The organism is Acidobacteriota bacterium (genome assembly GCA_016208495.1).
In the GTDB taxonomy this organism is placed as follows: domain Bacteria; phylum Acidobacteriota; class Blastocatellia; order Chloracidobacteriales; family Chloracidobacteriaceae; genus JACQXX01.
Window position 1 is genome coordinate 100,456 of the sequence record JACQXX010000028.1, and the last position, 18,431, is coordinate 118,886.

The window sequence follows — 18,431 nt, forward strand, 5'->3', positions numbered from 1 at the left end:
GTTTAAGAAGTTAAGGGTTATAGAAAACTTACAGGAAGGTTGAGAGTTGACTGTTGATACCCTCTTGCATTTTTTCAAGGATTTGCATGTATTCTCTGAAAACCTGGATAATTGCTTCTGGCTCGAAATAGGCAATGTCGTAGGTCGCCCATATCGAAACAGATTGACTTGGTGTGATACTGAGGCTGAGCGGATAATGCCAGACATCATAGCATTCTTCTTCTGCCCATTCCAAATCAGTGGTTGATGGATTTTTGGCTTCGCCCCGGTAGTAGTTTTGAAAACGGATTACACTTAAACCCTTGAGTGCCTGGATTGAAGGATATTCTGATGGGCAGTCTGCCCCCCAGGGAAAATGTGGAACTTGCTGTATCTCTAGCAATTGGGTATGAAGCGCCTGAATCCATTCAATCACAAGTTGCTGTTTTGAAAGGTGCGTACATAAAGGTACTGTATTCATCAGTAGCCCAACAATAAATTCAGCCTTTGGTAGATCAATTGCTCGTCCTGAAACAGTGACTCCAAAAGTTATGAAAGGCTGATCATTATGGCGAGCCAAAAGCAAAGCCCAGGCTGCCTGGAAAAGAGTGCTCAACGTTATCTGGGCCGCCCTGGCAACCTGTGAGAGCCTTTGAGTTTGAGTTTCTGAAATGGTGAAGTGATAACCACTATATTGTTGACCCATTTCACTTTTTGAAAGGGTTTTTCGTGTATAAGGAAGGATCGTAGGCTGCGATACTTGAGAAAGAACCTGTCTCCAGAAATGTTGAATTGGCTGTAAATCCTGATTTTGATACCACTTCCAAAAAGTATTGTAACTTGGGGAGGTTGGGAGTTGAGGATTTTTTCCTTGAGATAGGGCTCGATAGACAATTTGAACTTCATTCAAAACGAGAGACACACTCCATCCATCAACCAGTAAGTGAGGTAGTGTCCAAACCAGCCAGGCTGTGGTTGAGGAAGTTTGAATAAAACTAAGCCTCAAGAGGGGGGCTTCGTCCAAATCAATCCTTCGCTCTCGATCTTGTATCAACCAGGATCGAAATTGGGCTCTTTGTTCCTCAAAGGGAAGGTTTGTCCAATCGAGTTCAACCCAATAATCCTGCTGTTTACCCAGAATAAGTTGAAGAGTACCAATTTCATCCTGGTTGACAAAGACACTTGAAAAAATCGGGTGGCGTTGCAACACGTATTGCCACGCCGTTTTCAGTTTCCCCGTATCAAAGTGGCCTTTCACTTCTATTGCATTTTGCAACCGGTATACACTTAGGTTGGGAGTCTTTTTGAGGTGTTCCAGCATGGCTTGCTGACCAGCAGTTAGTGGGAACACCGCTTTGGCTGAGTGATAGCGTTGGAGCAACCAGGATTGCTGTTCAAAACTGAGTTGGACAAAACTGTTTTCAAAGTGTGGAGATCCCTGACCTGATCCAGATCGAAGTTGATCAATGATTGACCGGAGTTTAATCATGAGTAATTGGGTAAGATGATCAACGGTTCCCAGATGATGAACATTGGTGCCATACGCCCAATCAATTTTAAGTTGCTTATTTTGAATTGCTGCAGAGAAATCAAATAAGTATTTTCTCTGGGCACGGGGACTATGAAATCCTCCATCAATTGACTCTAATTGGTTAAACAATTGAGAGTTTCCGATTGTCTGATCAATCTGACTCAAGTAATTGTAACTGATTTGTGCCTGGGGGAGTTGTGAAAATTGGACTTGAACCTCTGGATCACTCAAATATCGGAGAACCCCAAATCCAATTCCCCGGTTTGGAACTTTGCTCAGGGTGGTTTTCACATGCTGAATGGCGGCATTCATTGTGGTTTGCGGTGCGACCTCAATAACAAGTGGATAAATCGAAGTAAACCATCCAACTGTTCGAGACAGGTCAACATTTTGGAAAAGGTCTTCACGGCCATAGCTTTCCAAGTCAATGAAGACTGTTTGACTTTGTGTCCATTCAGAAATTGTCAGAATAAGACAGGAAAGAAGTACCTCATTGACAGATACCTGGAAAGTAGGCTGGAGTTGCCGCAGAAGACACTCCGTTTCGGACTCGTTCAATGAAACACTAATGTGCGCAACGGAACCTTCGGTATTAATTCCCTGACTATTAACTGGCAAAATGCCAACTGATCCCCAATTCAGACCAAGCCAGTATGCTTGCTCCTGTTTGAGTGTTTCTGAGTCTGCATAGCTTCGAAGTTGTTTAGCCCAGTGTTGAACTGGTGTTGTTTTCATCGGCAACTGGACAGGTAGTTCTTGAAGGATTTGCAAATAGGCAGTCTCCAGGTCTTCCAAAAGAATCCGCCAGGAAATTGCATCCACAACCAAATGATGGATGGCAATAAATAATTGGTCGGTTTCAGTTTCCCCAAATGAAAGCTGAATCATCCGGATGAGAGGGCCTTCGGAAAGGTTCAAGCTGGCTTGAGCTTCTCTGAGAGCTTGATCACATTTTTTCTTTCTTAATTCATTTGGGGCGTCAGAAAAAGCGATATGTATATAAGGAAGATTGTCATCTGGTTGCTGGTATGACTGAACCCATTGGCCTTCCTCAAAGAAAAACCGGGTGCGCAGGGCATCATGCTGTACAAGCAACCTGAAAAGCGCTTTTTGGAGGATTTCGTCTTTTAATTTATCCTTCGTGCTGAGCAGAATTGCCTGATTCCAATGATGTGAATCTTCCAGATTTTGCTCAAAAAACCAGCATTGGATTGGTGTTAGCAAGCCAGAACCTAAAACGAGACCCTGTTCGCTGGTTGCTATTTGAGGAGTTACACTCCTTTGAGCAAGCTGAGCAATCGTTGGGAATTGAAAGAGTTGTTTTGGAGAGATTTGAACCCCAGCCTGATTGGCTTTTGAAATTACCTGAATACTCAAAAGCGAATCACCGCCCAAAGCAAAGAAGTTGTCATAAACTCCAACCTGTGTCAGTCCAAGTACCTCACACCAAATTCGAGCAAGTGTAGTCTCTGTTAATGTTTGAGGAGCCGTAAATTCGACTTTGCTGGTTACTCCATATTCAGGAGCCGGAAGGAGTTTGCGATCTACCTTGCCGCTGGTGGTGAGGGGGAAGGTCTCCAGGGTGACAAAGGTCGCTGGAATCATATAGTCCGGCAATCGCTGGCCAAGGTGTTGACGCAGGTCAGCCGGGGAAGGAGTTGTTCCAGCCGGGAGCACGTAGGTGACAAGGCGTTTGTCACCGGGACGGTCTTCACGAGCCATCACCACGGCCTGTCGAATGCCAGGATGGTCTTCCAGTGCGGCTTCAATTTCACCGAGTTCAATCCGAAAGCCACGAATCTTGACCTGATGGTCAAGGCGGCCAAGGTATTCAATATTGCCGTCAGGGAGAAACCGGGCAAGGTCACCGGTTCTATACAGGGTTCGGGGTTCAGGGTTCAGGGTTTGGCCTTGAGCCTGGGAAAGTTCCGATGTTTCCCTGAAGCCTTGCTCCAAACTTTCCTTAGCCTGGCCATCAATTGAATCATGCTCTGTTGCTTCAGAATCTCTGAACCCTGAACCCTGAACCCTGACCCCTGAGATGAATTTCTCAGCCGTCAGTTCCGGACGATTCCAGTAGCCGCGACCAACCCCGATTCCGCCTATATGCAATTCACCGGGAACTCCAATCGGGGTTGGCTGGCCGAAGGAGTCGAGAATGAAAATCTGAAGATTGGCAATCGGACGACCAATCGGGACAAAGGGAAGTGGAGAATTGGGTGTGCATTCCCAAAAGGTGACGTCCACTGCTGCTTCAGTCGGGCCATAGAGGTTGTGGAGTTCGCACAAGAGCCGGTCAAAGAACCGTTGCTGAAGGTCGAGCGAAAGGGCTTCACCGCTACAGATGACCCGTTTGATCGAGGTGCAGGTTTCAACCTGTTCTGCCTGGAGAAAGGCCACCAGCATTGACGGAACAAAATGCAGGGTAGTGATGTGATGCTGGCGGATTACCTCAACCAGATAGGCTGGATCTTTGTGCATCCCAGGTTGGGCGACAACCAGTTGGGCACCAGTCAGAAGTGGCCAGAAGAATTCCCAGACCGAGACGTCAAAACTGAAGGGTGTTTTTTGAAGGACGCGATCTGCTGGGGTGAGGTGATAGGCATCCTGCATCCAGCAGAGGCGGTTGACGATTCCCCGATGCTCATTCATTGCACCTTTGGGTTTCCCCGTGGACCCAGAGGTGTAAATGACATAGGCAAGATGGGTTTCAGTTACGGGACTGGCAAGATTGTGAACTGGAAAGTTGGAAAGTGTGGACCAGTCACGATCAAAACAGAATACCTGAGCGGAAACCGACTGTAACCGATCAAGCAAGGTCGAATGGGTCAGAACGACTGGCGCCTGGGCATCTTCAATCACATAGGCGAGGCGATCCTGGGGATATTCGGGGTCAAGCGGGACATAGGCACCACCGGCTTTGAGGATGGCGAGCAAGCCAACGACCATTTCCAGGGAGCGTTCAACACAGATCCCAACCAGGACATCCGGACCAACGCCCTGGTGCTGCAGGGAATGGGCGAGTTGATTGGCCTGGGAGTTGAGTTCGTGGTAGGTCAAAGACTGGTCTTCAAAGACAATTGCGATGGCATCTGGGGTGCGTTCAACCTGGGCTTCAATCAACTGGTGCAGGCAGACATCACGCGGGTAATCAGCCTGGGTGGCATTCCATTCGACCAGCAGTTGGTGGCGTTCAGCTTCAGTCAGGATTGGGAGGTGTCCAACTGGGAGAGTTGGATTTGAAACGGCCCCAGTCAGGAGGGTTTCATAGTAGCTGAAGAACCGGTCAATGGTTGATTGGTCAAAGAGATCGGAATTGAATTCAAAGGTGATAGCCAGTCCCTGGGGAGATTCCTCGACGTCACAGGTCAGATCAAATTTGGCAATCCGGGTTTCACTTTCCACCAGTTCAAGCTGCAGGTCGCCAAAATCAAACGTGAGGTGGGGTGTGTTCTGCATCACGAACATCACCTGAAACAAAGGCGAACGACTCAAATCCCGTTCGGGATGGAGTTCTTCAACCAGCTTCTCAAAGGGAACATCCTGATGGGTAAAGGCATCCACCGTGGTTTGGCGAACCTGGGCGAGCAAGTCAAGAAACGTGGGATTGTGGGAAAGGTCAGCGCGCAGAACCAGGGTGTTGACAAACAGACCAATCAGGTTTTCGGTTTCAAGCTGGTTGCGCCCGGCGATGGGGGTGCCAACGGCAATGTCACTCTGCCCACTCAGCCGATGGAGCAGGGTCTGGAATCCGGCCAGCAAGACCATAAACAGTGTGGCGTGGTGCTGACGGCTAAGCTGAGTAAGCTGGTCAACCAGTTCCCTGGAATAGAGGGTCTTCACTCGTGCCCCCCGAAAACTCTGGATTGCTGGTCGGGGTCGGTCGGTGGGGAGGTTGAGTGATTCCAGGCCCGCCAGTTGTTGTTTCCAGTAGTCAAGCTGAGGTCGCAACCGCTCATCCGTCAGCCAACCGCGTTGCCAGACGGCAAAGTCGGAATATTGAATCGTGAGTGACGGCAAGGGGGATGGCTGGTGATGGAGAAAGGCTTGATACAGGGTGTGGAGTTCAGTGAGGAAAACACTCAACGACCAGCCGTCGGCTGCGATGTGATGAATGGTCACCAGGAGAATGTGCTGGTCTGGCGCCAGGCGCAGCACGGAAAAGCGGATCAACGGGCCTGCCGTGAGGGAGAACGGCTGATGGGCTTCCTGACTGGCAAGGGTCTGGACCTCGGATTCCTGGTCAGGTACCGACAGGGAGGAAAGATCAGTGATTGAGAGCTGTTGATCACCAACCGGTGCAATCACTTGCACTGGCTGACCGTCAACCTGAGCAAAAGTGGTGCGCAGGGCTTCGTGGCGGGAAATGATTTCATTCAGACTCTGGGCCAGGGCCTCAACATCAAGCGGTCCGCTGAGTCGGAGCACGCCCGGCATATTGTACATCGGGCTATCTGGTTCAAGTTGATCCAAAAACCAGAGGCGTTGCTGGGCAAACGACAGCGGCAGGTGCTGATCGCGTAAAACCCGACTGATCGGAGGTGAAGCCTGAAAATCTGCCTGAGGATGAGCCACAAGCTGAGAGAAAGCTTCCAGAGTTGGCGCTTCAAACAGGGAACGCACCGGGAGTTCAATCTGAAGCACCGTGCGCAACCGGGAAATAACTTGAGTGGCCAGAAGTGAATGTCCTCCCAGTTCAAAGAAATGGCTGTGTAGATAAAGGGGGCTATCCCCCAGGACCTCCCGCCAGATTCCAGCCAGAATCTCTTCGAATGGGTTCAACATGCGGCTGGTTGGGAGTGATTGGTCTAGTTGGTATCCTTCTGGTGGAGGCAAAGCACGCTGATCAATTTTCCCATTAGGTGTCAAAGGAAATGAATCGAGGATCACAAAAGCGGCAGGGAGCATATAGGCAGGGAGCCGCTGGCTCAAGTACTGACGCAGGTTATTGATCGGAATTTGTGCTTCGGGTGCAAGTAAATAGGCGACAAGGCGTTTGTCGCCTGGGCGATCTTCGCGAACCACAACCAATGCCTGTTTGATAAATGGATGATTTCCCAAAGCCACTTCAATTTCACCCAATTCGATGCGAAAACCACGCAACTTAACCTGAAAATCAATGCGTCCGAGGAATTCAATATTTCCGTCAGGAAGATACCGGGTAAGATCGCCAGTGCGATAGAGGCGGGCTGTAGGATCGGATGAAAAAGGGTTTGGAATGAACTTTTCAGCAGTGAGTTCAGGTCGATTCAAATAGCCACGAGCGAGACCGTCACCGCCAATGCAGAGTTCACCAGGGACGCCGATTGGAACAAGCTGCAAATTACGGTCTAGAATATACGCCTGAACATTGGCCATAGGGCGGCCAATTGGAAGTTCTGTCCAGGTTTCCATTTCAGGCGACCAGGCCGGTGGCGCATAGGCAATGCACGTCACGGTTGCTTCGGTCGGACCGTAGCCGTTGATCCAGGGTGCACGGCCTTGGCCAAGTTTTTGCCATTGGGCCGATGTGACCGGCGAGGCTTTTTCCCCGCCAACAAAAGCAATTCGCAGACTGACGGGAAGTGGTGTGTTTGAGGTGACCAGTTCACGTGCCAGTTCGCTAAAGTAGGCCGTCGGTGGGTCAATTACCGTTACTCGATGGCGGTCAATAAATTCAATAAATTCAGCGTAAGATGGAACAACTTTGTGGGTTCTAAGCACTACTGTGGCGCCACAAGTCAAGGCTGAAAATATCTCTTCGGCAGCCGTGTCGAAATTGAGTGAAGCAAATTGCAAGAAACGGTCGCTGGCACTCAGTTTCAGCAGGTGCTGAACTGCGGAACACAAATTGACGATGTTTTGATGAGTGATCAACACCCCTTTGGGCAGTCCGGTTGAGCCTGAAGTGTAGATGACATAGGCCAGATTCTCGGGTTCCGGGTTCTGGGTTCCGGGTTCCGGGTGCTTGAAGGTTGAAGATTCAAATGTGTTGATGTTCACAATCTCTGACTGGTGGGCAGGTAAAAAAGCTTCGGATTTATTGTCGGTCACAATCACCGGAAACTGGGCATCCTGAATCATAAAGATCAGGCGTTCTTGCGGATAGGTTGGGTCAAGTGGAACATAGGCGCCACCAGCTTTGAGGATTGCCAGTAATCCGATGACCATTTCCAAGGAGCGTTCGACACAGATCCCAACCAGGACATCTGGACCAACGCCCTGGTGCTGCAGGGAATGGGCAAGTTGGGTGGCCTGGAAATTGAGTTCACCGTAGGTCAGGGACTGGTCTTCAAAGACAACCGCAATTGCATCTGGGGTTCGTTCAATTTGGGCTTCAATCAACTGGTGCAGGCACACGTCACGCGGGTAATCAGCCTGAGTGGCATTCCATTTTTCCAATAGGTCAAGTTCATTTTGTGACACAAGTTGCAACTGATCAATTAAGCAGGTTGGTGCCTTGAGTGAAGAATCAAGCAATGTCTGATAATTGAGGGCCATCCGTTCAATTGTCGTTTTTTCAAACAAATCGGTATTAAATTCCAAAGAAAGGATGAATCTTTCTTGAGTTTCAACGACGGCCAGTGACAGGTCAAACTGCGCGATTCGTTCCTCAACCGGATACGGGGCAATTTGTAATCCACCAAAATCAACTGGTGGCTGGTCTTTCCCCGAGATCAGGGCTGAAAGATGATGTAAGCCCTGTTCTGGCAAGCGATCAAAGACAAAAGAACATTGAAAAAGTGGTGATCGGCTTGGGTCACGGACCGGGTTTAATTGTTCAACGAGGAGCGGGAATGGATAATTTTGATGGTCCAATGCCTCAAACACTGTTTGCTGAACCTGTCGCAAAAATGTCAGAAAATCAGGATTCCCGCCACAATTGGCCCTCAATACCACTGGGTTGACAAAATAGCCAACACAGCGATTGAACTGAGTTGAAGTCCGACCGGCAAATGGACTCCCAACCCAAATATCATCTTCTTGGGTGTACCGATGGAGTAAAATGTAGAAGGTAGTAAGAAGCACTACAAAAGGCGTGGTTTTCGCTTCAAGAGTAAAGTGTTTAAGCCGTTCAGATAAGCCTTTGTTGACGACAGTTTCAATCTTTGTACCCTGGTAGGTTTGTATCTGAGGACGAGGTTTATCAGTTAACAGATTAAGTAATGGTGCATCTCCGGCAAGTTGTGTTTTCCAGTAATGCCAATCATTTTTGCCAGATTCGGAGTGTAACCACTGTTCCTGCCATTGCACAAAACCGGCATAAGTAGATTGAATTTCTGGTAATTGTACTTGAATGTTAGTCATCTCCGCTTTGTATAGTTGGCGTAGCTCATCAAGTAGAATAGTCAACGACCAGAAATCAATTACAATGTGGTGCAGAACAGTCAACAGCACGTAGTCCAACTTTGAACAACGCCACAAACTCACTCTGAGGATTGGGCCTTGAGAGAGGTCAAACGGGCGATAAGCTTCTGACTTCAGGTCTGAATCAATAATTTCTTTGGCCCAGTTGGTGGCGTCGATTTCTACAAAAGAGACATTCAAATGTGGGTGGACGATCTGAATTGGTATTCCATTTTGAACACCAAACGTTGATCGCAACACTGGGTGGCGATCAATCAATTTTTGAAATGATTGACGGAGAGCTGTAGAGTTAACTGGAGAGGTAATACGTAGCGATGAAATGACGTGATAGGCACTGCTTTCTGGGGTTAGTTGGTGCAGAAACCACAAAGCACGTTGACCGTGTGAGAGGGAGTGGCTTTCCGGGCGAGGCTGATTTTTGATCTCAAGAAGTTTTTTTAAAAGTGCACGTCTTTGCTCTGTGGTCAGATTGGAAATATCTGGGAGATCACTGCCCATGCGATGATCCTCCGCTGGTAAGCATTTGTTGTAAAAGGGCTTTAACTTGTTCGTCAGAAAGTTGATCTACTTTATCTAACAAATCATCCGTGGTTCCACGTGGAGATTGGCTGTGATTTAACGGTACTGGCGGCGAAACAGGTGGTTCTAAGGATATTGCCGTTATCTTCACGGTTGCTGGAGCCGGAGTTGCTGACAATGATTGATGTAGCGTTGTGGTCAGTGTGTTCAGTGATGCCTCTTGAAGAAATGAAGCTACTGGGAGCACGGCGCCCAAATCACTTTCAATCTGGCTGCGAAGTGTAACTGCCATCAAGGAGTCAAATCCAAGCGACATCAGCGAAGTAAACTGCTCAACCCGTGAGGGTTTAATTCCTAGAGTCTGTGCGACTGCGGTTTGGAGATATTCTTCCAGCAGTTGCCTTCGATCATCAAGGGGCATTGTAAAATAAGTTTCCCGTTTCAAACCCAGGCGGACTGTTGTCTGGCTGGGAGGTGGGGCCGGTTGGTTGGTTGGTTCAGTAATGTAATTAAGCAGTGGAGAGGTCATCAGGGACGGGAAAAGCTGTTTCAGTTGCCCCCAATCAAATCGAGCTCCAATCAAAGTCGGAACCTGGGAATCCAGGTTATAGTGGAGGATTTGCAATCCCGTAGCAGGTGACAGAAGGTTAATTCCTGAGGCTGGGTTTTTGCCGGCTGCTGTGTTCCGGGCTGCCATTCCAACCTCTGCCCACGGCCCCCAATTGATGGTACTGGCCTTGTATCCATTTTGACGTAACCAGTGAACAATCGCATCTTGAAAGGTATTGCCAGCAGCATAATTGGCTTGCCCGGGTGAGCCCAGGACTGATGCCAGCGAACTAAAGTTAACAAAGAAGTCCAGTTCCTCTGGGGAAAATGCATTGGCCAGATGCCATGTGCCAAGGATCTTAACCCTTGTGACAGACAACAATGCTTCCCGGTTCAAATTGTAGAGTGATTGATCTTCAAGCACACCAGCAGCATGAATCACGCCTCGAATTGGCGGCCAGCCTTCATCGGCATAGGTTTGAAGAAACTGTCCGAGTTGTTCAGCACTTGAAACATCAAGCGCGATTGTTTGAACATTGACTCCTAAAGCTTCAAGATCACGGATGGCTGCAATTTGTTGTTTTTGGAGAGAATCCTCTGGGTACGCTTTCCATTCATTTCGGGCTGGAAGAGGCGTCCGACTGGTCAAAATCAGGCGCCGGGCACCCTGTTGCGCCATCCACTGAGCCACAATCAATCCAAGTCCGCCAAGTCCCCCTGTGATGAGATAGCTTGCATTGGTTCGCCAGACCAGCGACGGGTGAAGGGTGAGGTTCTGTGTGACCTTAACGAGCCGAAGCCCATAGATGCCATCTTTTCGAAAAGCAAGCTGATCCTCACCCATCAAGTTGAGGATGGCTGTTCGTGTAGAGTGAACGGACTCCTCAGTCGTGAAGTGGGTGTCTAGATCAAACATCCCTCCCCAGTACTGAGGCATTTCACGAGACAAGGTGCGCCCAAATCCCCAAACTGGTGACTGGAGTAATCCATCTAAAGTTGGATCATTGGATACATTTTGGACCCCCTGAGTCCCAATCCAAAAAAGAGGTGGGGTTATAAATTGCTGGGCAAATACTTCCTGTAACGTGAAGAGGATGCCTGTGCAGGTGACATCGACAGTTGTTTCAAAAGTTGAATCGGCGAATTGTTCAATGGTAGGTGCATTAAGTGGCCATAAGTACAACACACGGCTGGGAATAGCTCCGGTTTGATGAAGCCAATCGAACAATTGCCGAAATTGATCTCGACTGGCTGGGTTAAGTCGAACCTGGTTGGAATCACTGATCTCAAAATCAGATCCTGGATGCACCACAAAGCATGTGGCTCCACTGGCAGTTAATGATTGTGCCAAGCTGTCGCCGATTCCAGAGAGATCACTAAAAATAAGCCAGTTCCCAGTTGATTCCGCAGTTGTGCTTGATACCTCAATTTGTTTCCAAATAAGTTGGTGAAGCCAGCCGTCCAGTGAGTCTGAAGGTGTTTCTTTGATAGAAGGAATCAATGGCTTTGAATTCAACTCTTGATTCCATTGGACATCAATCCAGCACCGTTCACGTTGCCACGGATAGCTGGGCAGTTTTATTCGGTGACCAGATGTTCCATAGAGTCCTGACCAGTTAACATTGCATCCTTTTGCATAAAGAGTTGCTAGGCTAGAGCACAAACTCAAAAACCCATTTTCACCTCGTCTTAAGGAAGAAAGAATCACAGTATCAAGTTTTTGAGATTGGAAGCATTCGCGAATGGCTGGGCTTAACACTGCATGCGGCCCCAGTTCCAGAAAAACCTCATATTTTTCCGGTGCCATGGTTTCGATGGCCTGGGTAAAGCACACTGGTTCGCGCAAATTCCGTCCCCAATAGGCTGGTGAAAAGTCGCCGAAGGTAGGAGGTTTGCCAGTTACCGTTGAAAAAATTGGTATCGCTGCATTGTGTGGGGTCAGGCCATAAAGCGTTCCAGCCAGTTCGTGTTGCAGAAAGTCAAGTTGTGGGCTGTGGAACGCATAGTTTTGGGTAATTACCCGGGCAAAGATGCCGCGCGACTGCAGGTGTTCGACAAGGGCTTCAACCGATTTGGGATCGCCAGAAACAGTAAGTGATGTTGGACTGTTTTCAGCGGCTACTGACAGGGTTGGGAACAGCTTGAGCAGTTCCTGAAATTCGGTTTCTGAAATGGCCGCCGCTGCGGTTTTTCCTTTTCCAGCCGCCTTTTCCATAATCCGACCACGATGGAAAATCACATGGAGCGCATCCTGGAGTGTCAGGACTCCGGCCACGTGGGCCGCCGCAACTTCGCCCATGCTATGTCCGACAACCGCATCCGGGACAATCCCAACCTGTTTCCAAAATGCGGCCAGCGCAACTTGAAGGCTAAAGATCGTCGGCTGGGCAATATCAGTTCGACTGAGTCTCGAATGGGCCGCATGGGCCTGCAACTCCTCAAACACCGACCAGCCACCATACCCTTGCAGGTATTCGTCACATTGTTTGAGCACCTTACGGAATGGGGTGCTGGCATCAATCAAATCCACGCCCATTCCGGCCCATTGATTTCCCTGACCGGAAAAAACAAAGGCTACCTTTGGCGTTTGGCCTGGAATTTTACGCCCAACGGCCAGCCCATACGTGGTTTCACCCGCCAGAAACACCCCCAGTTTTTCAATCAGCTGGTCACGCGATGAACCAACCACGGCCAGCCGATATTCATAATGATCACGCCGGAAACTGGCTGTCCGGCAAAAGTCATAGAGATTGAGATTGGGCTGAGCAACCAGATGCGCCTGGAATCGTTCGGCCAGGAGAGTCAGTGCTTCTGGTGTACGGGCTGAAATTGGAAGCAGGTACGCTGTTTGGGGGCGAGATTCTGCCTGGTTTTGGAAGTTTGAAATCGGCGGAATTCCTTCGAGGACAGCATGGGCGTTGGTACCACCAAAGCCAAATGAATTAACCCCAGCTAGCATTGGCCCGTCAGTTCGTGGCCAGGGTGATAATTGTGTTTGAACATAAAGTGGCAGGCGAGAAAAAGGAATGTAAGGATTCGGGTTGTCAAAATGTAGGCTGGGTGGGATGGTTCGATTTTTTAATGCCAGTGCTACTTTGATCAATCCAGCAATCCCCGCTGCTGGCTCAAGATGACCAATATTGGTTTTTACCGAGCCAATGGCGCATTTGCTGCCAGGTCCCCGATCTTGTGAAAGTACTTTGCCCAGCGCTTTAACCTCAATTGGATCTCCAAGCGATGTTCCAGTACCATGGGCTTCAATATACTGCACCTGACTTGGGGAAATCATGGCACGAGCGTAAGCTTCTTGTAATACAGCTTCCTGGGCATGCTGGCTGGGTGCTGTCAGTCCGTTACTTCGCCCATCCTGGTTAACTGCGCTCCCTCGAATAACTGCATAAATGGAGTCATTATCGGTTAAGGCTTTAGAAAGAGGTTTCAAGACTACAAGCCCAGCTCCTTCACCGCGTACATACCCATTTGCACGAGCGTCAAAGGTCCAACAGTGACCGTCAGGCGAAAGGAAACTGGAGGCGATCAGATTTTCCGTGACTTCATGAGAGAGTAATAAGTTGACACCCCCAGCGAGCGCCAGGACAGATTCACCCTGGCGGAGGCTTTGACAAGCCTGGTGGATTGCAACTAATGATGAGGAGCATGCTGTATCGATTGAGATGCTTGGACCGAGAAAATTGAAAACGTAGGAAATCCGATTGGAGACAATTGATAGAGAACTCCCTACTGCCGTATACGGTGTTCGGCAATGAGGCGAACTAACTTGAATACGCCCATAATCTCCGACTCCCAATCCAACAAATACTCCGACTTTGCTCCCACTTAAACGTTGGGGCGCAAGTCCGGCATCGTCGAGCGCTTCCCAGGTGACTTCGAGCAGCAGCCGTTGTTGCGGATCCATATGCTCGGCTTCGCGGCGGGAAATCCCAAAAAACCCGTAGTCAAACAGGTCAATGTCATCCAGAAAGCTGCCCCAGTAGGTCTTGCTCGGATCGGTCGGGTAAAAACCGCTCTTTCCTCGGCGTTCCGCTGGGACTTCGCGGATCATATCTACGCCGTCGCACAGCAGTTGCCAGAACGCTTCGGGGCTGTTCGCACCTGGAAAACGACAGCCGATGCCGATGATGGCAATTGGTTCTTCGGCTTTGTTCTGCCCGGCAAAGAAGTGCGAAATCAATTCGATTGAATCCTGTCCTCCGGCGAGATGCCGCGAGAGGGCATAAATTGAAGGATAGGTATAAAACAGCGTCGGCGAGAGTTTGCGTCCCAGCCATTGCTCAAAGTCTCCGGTCAGGCTGACGACATCCCTCGATGCAAGACCAAACCGCGAAAACTCATCGTGGACGTTGATTCGGGTGGCGGGGATCCGGGCATAGCGCGCCAGTTGATCAATCAACCAGACCTGAATTTCCTCCGCGTTCGGAGTTTTTTTGAGTGGCGTCAACACCGGGCTGGACGAATCTTCGTTCAGCCCAAGCGATGGCGTTTCAGTTGGCAGAAACTCAAGCATCCGGTTTTGAAAAGCCTGCCGACAGGCTTGCCGCTGGATTTTCCCGCTTGATGTTTTAAGAATCGTGCCCGGTTTGATCAAATCAATCGTGTAGACGTGAACATCGTGAAATTCGGCCACCGCTTGCCGAATCGCCGCCTGGATGGTGCGCACATCGGCGGCACTCGGGTCTTTAAGTTCGGCTGAGGGTTTGCGTTCGCCGCCGCGAGCACGTTCGCGGCGTTCAATTTCAGCCACCACCACCAGATGTTCGCCATCGGCGGAGTCAACCGAAAACGCAGCCGTACAGCCGGGACGAATTGCCGGATGGCTCTGTTCGACGGTCAATTCAATGTCATGTGGGTACAGATTTCGACCATCAATGATGATCATGTCCTTGAGGCGTCCGGCGATGAAGAGCACCCCGTCACGCATAAACCCAAGGTCACCAGTTCGCAGGAAAGGTCCTTCGCCGGTATCGGCCAGATAGGCGCCGAAGGTGTGTTCGGTTTCTTCTTCACGTCGCCAGTATCCAACCGCCACGCCGGGGCCGGAGACCCAAATTTCCCCAACTTCATCGGTTGCGCAGGCGGTCAGCGAATCGGGATTCACAATCACCACCCGAACACCGGATGGCTCAACGGTCGGTCGTCCACAACCTGCCAGTACCCGAACGTTGTCCTGACGGGAGGGAGGGACTTCGATAACTTTGTGTTGTTCAAGTGCTTGGGCATCCACCGTGCAAAAGACCGGCTCGTCTTCGCGCCGGGTGGCTGATACTTTCAGCGTGGCTTCGGCCAGGCCAAACCCTGGGGAGAACGTTTTCCAGCGAAAGCCGCAGCCTTCAAACGCTTTGGTAAAGCGTTCCATCGTCTCGCGGCGAACGGGTTCGGCGGCATTGAGTGCGGCTTTCCAGCAACTCAGATCAAGTGCGGCGCGCTGTTCGGGGGAAATTTTGCGAACACAGAGGTCAAAGGCAAAGTTCGGGCCGGCGCTGTACGAAGCACGATATTTTGAAATAGCCTGCAGCCAGCGCAAGGGGCGTTGCAAAAACGCCACTGGCGACATCAGCACTGACTGATATCCGGTGTAAATTGGCTGGATAATGCCGTCCATCAATCCCAAATCATGAAAATTGGGCATCCAGGTGACGGTGACCGTGTCTGGGGTATGTTCCCATCCGTCACGGTAATAGGCCGCATTGCAGAGCATATTTCGATGCGTGACCATCACCCCTTTGGGAATCGAGGTTGAACCGGAGGTGTATTGCAGAAAGGCGAGTGAATCAGGGGTAATATCTGGGGGCTGCCAGGTTTCGGCGGCGGCATCTGGAATCTCATCGGTGACGATCCACTCCATGCGGGCCAGGTCAGGGGCCTGATCAAAGAGCATCTCCGCCATGGAATACACCTGACGGGTGGTCATCACAAATTTAGCTTTGGCATCAGCCGCAATGGCCTGTAGACGGGGAAGGGTTCGATTGACTCGTTGCGGATGTGGTGGATAGGCCGGCACCCCAATCACTCCACCATACAGACATCCAAAAAACGCGGTGGCAAAGTCGAGGCTGGCTGGATAGAGCAGGAGCGCTGATTCGCCTGCGGCCTGTTTTTGTTGCAAGGTAGCGGCAATCGCCCGCGCTCGTCGGTCAACTTCGGTAAAGGTCAACTGGGCGGCTTCGACTTCGCCATCCGCCAGGTAAAGATAGACTCGTTTATCAGCGAACTCAGTCGCCCGCCGGGTGAGCAATTCAACCACGGTAGAAGGCTCAACTGGAGGCTCAGTAACAAGATTGGTCATCGTGGTTTACCTGCAGTGATGCGCACAGAAAAGTGGTATGTGCCGCAGAAGAATTGACCTTGAAGTTGTGAAGGGGGATCTGGTTTTCTAAGGAGTAGAAGTTGACGCGGGCTATTCTAGTCAAAGAAGTGGATAAAAAAAACCCCGAAAGACGCTACATTTTGAGGTTCTCTGCCTCCGGTTCAGCCGAAGGGTGACAGAATGGAGAATGGAGAATGAAGAATGACAAGAGGACAAGGGGAAGCTTGCCGCGCGCTCAAAATTTGAATGGTGATTGAAAAATGAGGTTGATGAATCCCCGAAGGGGATACTTATATCAGCCGTGGGTCAGCGTCAGCGCCACCCACGGAAGAATGGAGAATGGAGAATGGAGAATGGAGAATGGAGAATGGAGAATGGGCCGGTGACCGTGGGCTTCGCATCACGGCTATTCCACATCAGCCCCTTATTTCGCCTTATTTCACTACTTCACTATTGATGCAGCCAGTAAACCAGATAAGTTACGGCTTTGCCGGCATCAAGGTCCTTTTCACCGGAGAGCCGATACGCTTCAGCCATTTCGCCAATCGCGCCGCCGATGCCACCAACGGCCATATAGGCCCGACCGGCGCAATACCGGAGGTCGGCATTTTCCTTGGCTTCAGCCGCAATATCGTCATAGTCAATCAGGACGTTGAGTAACTCCTGGCGCACAGCATCATCGTCGGTTTGACGGGTGTCTTTGCTGTCTTTCTGGCTGACTTTGCGGGCTTTATTTTTCAAGTTGCCCGGATTGGCAGAACGGCTTTGTTCATTGTCAATGATGAACTTATCGCGATTGCCGAGCATGGTGGAGAGCAGATTCCGCATTGTTTGCGGTGACTTGCCGTCTTCCTGATCCATCGCCAGCCGATATTCGGCATAGGCGCTCTTGTCATCGCCTTTGAGCGTGTAGGCAATCGCCAGGTTTTCATGGGCAATCGGGTAGAAATTTTCCCGGAGCTGAATCGCCTGTTTAAAGGCCGTAATGGCCAGTTCTTGTTCGTTGGTGTCACGCAGCAGCGAGCGAATCAGGTACAGGTTGCCCAGCGTCAGGTAGGCTTCAGAAAAATTGGTCTGCTGCTGAACGGCGGTTTTGGTTTCAGTGAGCGCTTCGTCAAACTTGGCCTGCCCCATATAGCATCGGGCCAGATTGTAGTGAGCCAGCGGGTAGTTTGGTCGCTGGGCAATCGCCGCCTTAAACTGTTCGGTGGCGCCCTCGACATTCCCAATCGCTTCATAAATCAGGCCCAGGTTGTTGGCGGCATCGGGATAGTTCTTTTTGCGAAGCGTAATCGCGGTTTGATACTCCTTGATCGCTTCGTCAAATTCGCCCCGGTGGGCATAGGCAATCCCCAGATTGTAATACACCGGAGCATAATTCTTTTCTTTTTCCAGGACCAGCTTGTACTGGCTGATGGCTTCGTCAATGCGTCCGCTTCGATAGAGGGCGACGCCAAACCCAAGTGCCACGTCCGGATTGGCCGGAGCGATTTCGGTGGCTTCCTGGTATTTTTTGGCCGCTTCTTCAAAGTCTCCCTGTTTCATCAGGGCATCGCCGAGACCCATATGGGCTTCGACCAGTTTTGGGCTTTTCGTGATGACTTTTTTATACAGCGCGACGGCTTCTTCAACTTTGTCCTGATCCAGCAGGGAATCAGCTTTGGCAATGTCAGCTTGTGGGCCGGTCAGAACCGGTTTGACCGGAACGCGGCGCTCACGCACGGCGCTGGCTTCACCGACCTGTTGTACCCCAAGCCGCTGGCTGATTTCATTGATGTTGAGCCGCAGGGAGGTTGACGAACTTGACCGGGCCGGGTTGTTGTTGAAATTGAGCCGCAGTGAGGTGGAGGTCGTTTTCGGTTTGGAGGACGTGAGGTCAATGCGCAGTGACGTCGAACCTTGCTGGGCAGCCAGAATGCTGGCGGGCTGGATGCCTGATCCTGGAATGGCACTGAGCACGACTTCACCCCAGGGCAGAAGCAGGCCCATGGCCGCCAGTAGTGTCAGGTGTCGAGTGGCCGTCTGGGCAAAGCGGACCGGAACGCAAATGCAAACCTTGTCAGTATTCGACATAGAACTTTTCGGATATGGTCGAGAGTTCCGCCTTGTGGCGGGGAGTTATAGAAATTATGGAAGATAATTGCCTTCGGTGAAGAAGCTGTCTGAAGCCAGAACTCTGAA

At 50.3% G+C, this 18,431-nt stretch carries 3 protein-coding genes; all 3 read right to left on the reverse strand.

Annotated elements, in window-relative coordinates:
- Window positions 1-28 precede the first annotated feature (28 nt).
- Window positions 29-9,355, reverse strand: a complete 9,327-nt coding sequence (locus HY774_05100) for an amino acid adenylation domain-containing protein (GenBank protein MBI4747841.1) — start codon at window positions 9,353-9,355, stop codon at window positions 29-31.
- Window positions 9,345-16,229, reverse strand: a complete 6,885-nt coding sequence (locus HY774_05105; protein ID MBI4747842.1) for an SDR family NAD(P)-dependent oxidoreductase — start codon at window positions 16,227-16,229, stop codon at window positions 9,345-9,347. Before HY774_05105 ends, HY774_05100 begins: the two co-directional genes overlap by 11 nt.
- A gap of 471 nt (window positions 16,230-16,700) precedes the next feature.
- Window positions 16,701-18,323: a tetratricopeptide repeat protein gene (locus HY774_05110; GenBank protein ID MBI4747843.1), complete on the reverse strand. Its 1,623-nt coding sequence runs from the start codon at window positions 18,321-18,323 to the stop codon at window positions 16,701-16,703.
- Window positions 18,324-18,431 lie beyond the last annotated feature (108 nt).

What these genes read in the sequence shown, in the direction of transcription:
- HY774_05110 (MBI4747843.1), bottom strand. Translation starts at nt 18,323, where the DNA reads ATGTCGAATACTGACAAGGTTTGCATTTGCGTTCCGGTCCGCTTTGCC.
- HY774_05105 (MBI4747842.1), bottom strand. Translation starts at nt 16,229, where the DNA reads ATGACCAATCTTGTTACTGAGCCTCCAGTTGAGCCTTCTACCGTGGTT.
- HY774_05100 (MBI4747841.1), bottom strand. Translation starts at nt 9,355, where the DNA reads ATGGGCAGTGATCTCCCAGATATTTCCAATCTGACCACAGAGCAAAGA.